3 protein-coding genes and 1 pseudogene are annotated in these 4,206 nt (G+C 67.6%); all 4 read left to right on the forward strand.

What is annotated here, in order from left to right:
• Positions 1–160, forward strand: a pseudogene (locus H4281_RS44995) (lipoyl synthase); the annotation flags it as partial.
• Positions 161–263: 103 nt separating this feature from the next.
• Positions 264–941, forward strand: a complete 678-nt coding sequence (locus H4281_RS45000; protein ID WP_182896951.1) for a DedA family protein — start codon at positions 264–266, stop codon at positions 939–941.
• A gap of 57 nt (positions 942–998) precedes the next feature.
• Positions 999–1,868 (forward strand): patatin-like phospholipase family protein, encoded by an 870-nt coding sequence (locus H4281_RS45005; protein WP_182896952.1) that lies wholly within the window; start codon positions 999–1,001, stop codon positions 1,866–1,868.
• Between the two features lie 117 nt (positions 1,869–1,985).
• A complete protein-coding gene (locus tag H4281_RS45010; protein WP_182896953.1) occupies positions 1,986–3,188 on the forward strand; it encodes a L,D-transpeptidase family protein in 1,203 nt (400 codons plus the stop codon).
• Positions 3,189–4,206 lie beyond the last annotated feature (1,018 nt).

Raw genomic sequence — 4,206 nt, forward strand, 5'->3', positions numbered from 1 at the left:
TGGTGTGATGGCCGGTCCGCTGGTCCGGTCGTCCTACCGCGCCGGCCGGTTGTACGCCCAGACCAAGGCCCACCGCGGCGAGGAACTGCCGGAAAACCTCGCCCACCTCACCGCCGAAGGACCGGCAGCCCAAGAAGCCAGCAGCCTGCTGACCCGCTGAACCCGTACCGACGAGGGGCCCCGGTTACGCACCGGGGCCCCTTATTCGTCTCCAGGTCACCCGGACGTGGCACGCAATTCCCAAGAATCAGTAAAGTGATGGTGTGGCTTTAGTAACGGACATCCTCGACTGGTTGCAAGCGCTCCCCCAGCCGGGTCTCGTCGCGGCGGCAGGCGGGCTCGTACTGGCCGAGTGCACGATCGGCCTCGGCTTCATCGCCCCGGGCGAATCGGGCCTGCTGATCGCGGCGACCACGGCGACGTCCGTGCCCCGCTTCCTGACGCTGTGGGCGGTCGTCACCGTCTGCGCGGCGCTGGGCGATTCGATCGGCTACGCCCTCGGCCGGAAGTTCGGGCCGCGGCTGCGGGAGACGAAGCTCATCCGCAAATACGGACTGGACGCCTGGGACAAGGCCACCGGCGTCCTCGAACGCCGGGGCGCGTGGGCGGTGTTCTTCGCGCGGTTCCTGCCGGTGCTGCGCACCTTGACGCCGGCCGCCGCGGGAGCGTCGAACCTGCCGTTCCGCAAGTTCCTCCCCGCGACCGCCGCCGGCGCGTTCTGCTGGTCGCTCGTGCACATCAGCCTCGGCGCCGCGCTCGGCGAAGCGGCCAAACAGGTCGAGAGCGCCATGAACACCGGATTCCTCGTGGTGGCCGCGCTGGTGATCGGGGTGCTGGTGTTCTTTTTGCTGCGCATGAAGAAACGCAAGGCGCTGGGCATCGCCGGTTCCGCCGCTTCGCCGGACGAGCAACCGGAGGAGCCCGTCCGCACTGGCAATTGACCGAGCTCACCCGAAGTCACCCGCCCGGGAGCCGTCCGGCTGATTAGATTCGACCGTATGCAGGCACTAGACCTCCCGAAGCCGGTCGCGTTCGTCCTCGGCGGAGGCGGCAGCCTCGGCGCGCTGCAGGTGGGCATGCTGCAAGCCCTCGACGAAGCGGGCATCACACCCGACCTGGCGGTCGGCACGTCCGTCGGCTCGCTGAACGCCGCGGTGCTCGCCTTGGCGGGCGACGACCGGCTCCGGCGGCTCCGCGACATCTGGGCGCACATGACGAAAGCCGAGGCCTTCCCCGGCGGCGTGCTCAGCCAGGTCCGGACGCTCCGGCACAGCAAGACCCATCTGTTCCCGAACACCGGCCTCGCCAAGATCATCGACGACCACCTCGGCGCCGGCCGCCGGTTCGAGGACCTGGCGATGCCGCTGGGCGTCGTCACCACCGACGTCGACACCGCCGAGCCGGTCCTGCTCACCTCCGGCCCGCTGCAAGCGCCGCTCCTGGCGAGTTGCGCGATCCCCGGCATCTATCCGCCGGTGCCGTACGAGGACCGCCTTCTCTACGACGGCGGCCTGGTCGCCAACGTCCCGATGCGGCAGGCGTTGCGCATGGGCGCGAAGTCGCTGGTCGTCCTGGACTGCGCGTTCCCCGGCAAAATGCCCGGCGCGCCGCGGACGTTCGCCGAGGTGATGATGTTCACCGCGATGATCAGCATGCGCAACCAGGCCGTGCTGGAAGCACCGGTCGCCGCCCGGACGGCACCGGTCGTCTACCTGCCGGGTCCGGCTCCGGTTCAGGTAAGCCCGCTGGACTTCTCGCGTACGGACGATCTGGCGTCGCAGGCCTACCACTCCGCCCGGGAGCACCTGAAAGAACTGACCGTCGACGGCCCCGGCTTGTACGGAGCGCCCGGATTGCTGCGCCCCTGAATTCGCGATCGTGATCCGCGTCACCCCAATGCACCGATCCGCCGGTCGGGGCGTCTTTCCGATCGCGTAGTTTTGCAGTTGAACCTGCCGGTCCTGGACCCTCACAAAAGAGACATAATGTTCCCGAAGAAGACATTTTTTCCGCTCGCCGGAATTCTCGCGGCGACCGTGCTGCTTTCCGCCTGTTCCTCCGGGGACGGCGGAAGCGACGCTGGCACGCCCGGTGCGCCGGGCGGGTCGAGCCAGACCGCGACACCGGCGTCGGTGTCGATCGAACCGGCCAACGCGTCCGGGATCAGCCCGAGCACGCCGATCGTCGTGAAGGCGGCGAACGGGAAGCTCACGGACGTCACGGTCACGAGCGCCAAAGGCAAAACCGTCGCGGGCGAGTTCTCTCCGGACAAGCTCAGCTGGACGACCACCGAGGTCCTCGGCTACGGCGGCACGTACCAGGTGAAGGCGCATGCCCAAGGCGCGGACGGGAAATCCGTCGAACAGCAGGGCCAGGTGACCACGCTGTCGCCGAAGAAGCAGGCGAACGCGAACCTGATCCCGGCCCCGAACGCGGTGAAGAGCTCAGGCGTCGGCGTGGGCCAGCCGATCGTGTTCAGCTTCGGCGTCGCGGTGAAGAACAAGGCCGCCGTGGAGAAGGCGCTGACGGTCGAGTCCTCGCCGAAGCAGGACGGCAGCTGGTACTGGATGGACGACAAGAACGTCCACTACCGGCCGAAGGAATACTGGAAGCCGGGCACCACGCTGACGGTCAACGCGAAGATTTACGGCGTCGATTTCGGAAATGGCGTGTTCGGAGCGGACGATCGCACCGAAACGTACAAGGTGCACGATTCGTGGATCGCGAAAGCCGACGGCAACAGCGAACAGATGCAGATCTTCCACAACGGTTCGATGGTGAAGTCGATGCCGATCTCGATGGGCAAGGACGCGACCCCCACCCATCTCGGCCCGCACGTCATCTCGGACAAGCAGGCGAACTACACGATGGACTCCTGCACGTACGGCGTGTGCCCGCCGGACCCGAAGGCGTACCGCTCGAACGAGAAGTTCTCGGAACGCATCTCGAACGACGGCGAGTTCGTCCACGAGAACCCGAACAGCGTCGGGCAACAGGGCAGCTCCAACGTCTCGCACGGCTGCATCAACCTGAACGCCGCCAACGCGGAGTGGTTCTTCAACAACTTCGGCCTGGGAGACGTCGTAGAAGTCACCAACTCGGGCGGCCCGCAGCTGCCGGTGTGGGACCTGTACGGCGACTGGTCCAAGTCCTGGACCGACTGGCAGAAGGGCTCGGCCCTGAAGTAACCCAGCGGCTCGCTGGAGCGGGTTGAGGCCGGGTTCGGCTGAACGGTTCGACAGAGAAGGGTGCTGGAGCTTCGTGCTCCGGCACCCTTCTTGCATGCTCGGGTTCGCCGCCGGCGCGGCAGCGGGTGCGACGCCTTGCCCGATCCTCCGGCGAGCGACGGGTTGCCTCGGCGCGGTTCTCAGGACTGCGCCGGTTATCGCGGGATCGGCCGCTCGCGCCAACCCCACCCCGGACTCGGCACAAGGCCACGACCGAGGCCTCGCTGCCGCGTCACGGCGCTCGTACCAGACGGCTGGTTCTGTTCTTCTCGCTCAAGGCCACACTCGACGCGGGCAGAAGTGCAAACCTCGCTGCCGCGGAGACGAGCTCGCGCCGGACGCTTGATTCTGGTTTCTCTGCCCAGAGCCAGGTTCGATGCGGGTCCAAGACCGAGCCTCGTTGCCGCAGAGACGAACCCCGCCCTCGGCCAGCTGATTCCCGCTGCTGACGGGGCCTCCAGCCGCCCCGCTCGCACCTGAGTGGTCCATGGGGACTGTCCCACCAACGGCTGAGGGCCGCGGATGAACCAGTCCACGCCGCTCCAGCTGGCCCCTGGCTCGAACCCAGGCGCGGGCCGAGGCCGAGGTCCCACCCCCGCGATGGACAGCCCTTCGCTCTGTCAGCCGCCGATCGACGGTCCGCTGCTCTGGGCCACCCCGATAGATCCACTGCCGGAAGTCCGACTGCGAGATCGCCCCACTCGGTTCCGGCCCACCGCCACGTGCCCGCTCGTTGCTGGCTGAGTCCCATCTCCGCGCCCAACTTTTGCCCGCTGCGGGATGCGTTCTCCTCGCATCGCCTTCCCAGCCGCCGGCGTTGCAGGCTAGGTTCCGCTCGCTCCGGCTGTGGCGCATCGAGCAACCGGCGCGGCAGTGAGCTCACCACCGCGGCAGCCTCCGGAAGGCTCGCAGAAATAGCTTGGACATGATGAAGGCCCGAGCCCCGGTAACGGGTTCGGGCCTTGTCTTGGGTCCGGAT

The sequence above is a fragment of the Amycolatopsis dendrobii genome, assembly GCF_014145675.1.
Lineage (GTDB): Bacteria > Actinomycetota > Actinomycetes > Mycobacteriales > Pseudonocardiaceae > Amycolatopsis > Amycolatopsis dendrobii.

What these genes read in the sequence shown, in the direction of transcription:
- H4281_RS45005 (WP_182896952.1), top strand. Translation starts at nt 999, where the DNA reads ATGCAGGCACTAGACCTCCCGAAGCCGGTCGCGTTCGTCCTCGGCGGA.
- H4281_RS45010 (WP_182896953.1), top strand. Translation starts at nt 1,986, where the DNA reads ATGTTCCCGAAGAAGACATTTTTTCCGCTCGCCGGAATTCTCGCGGCG.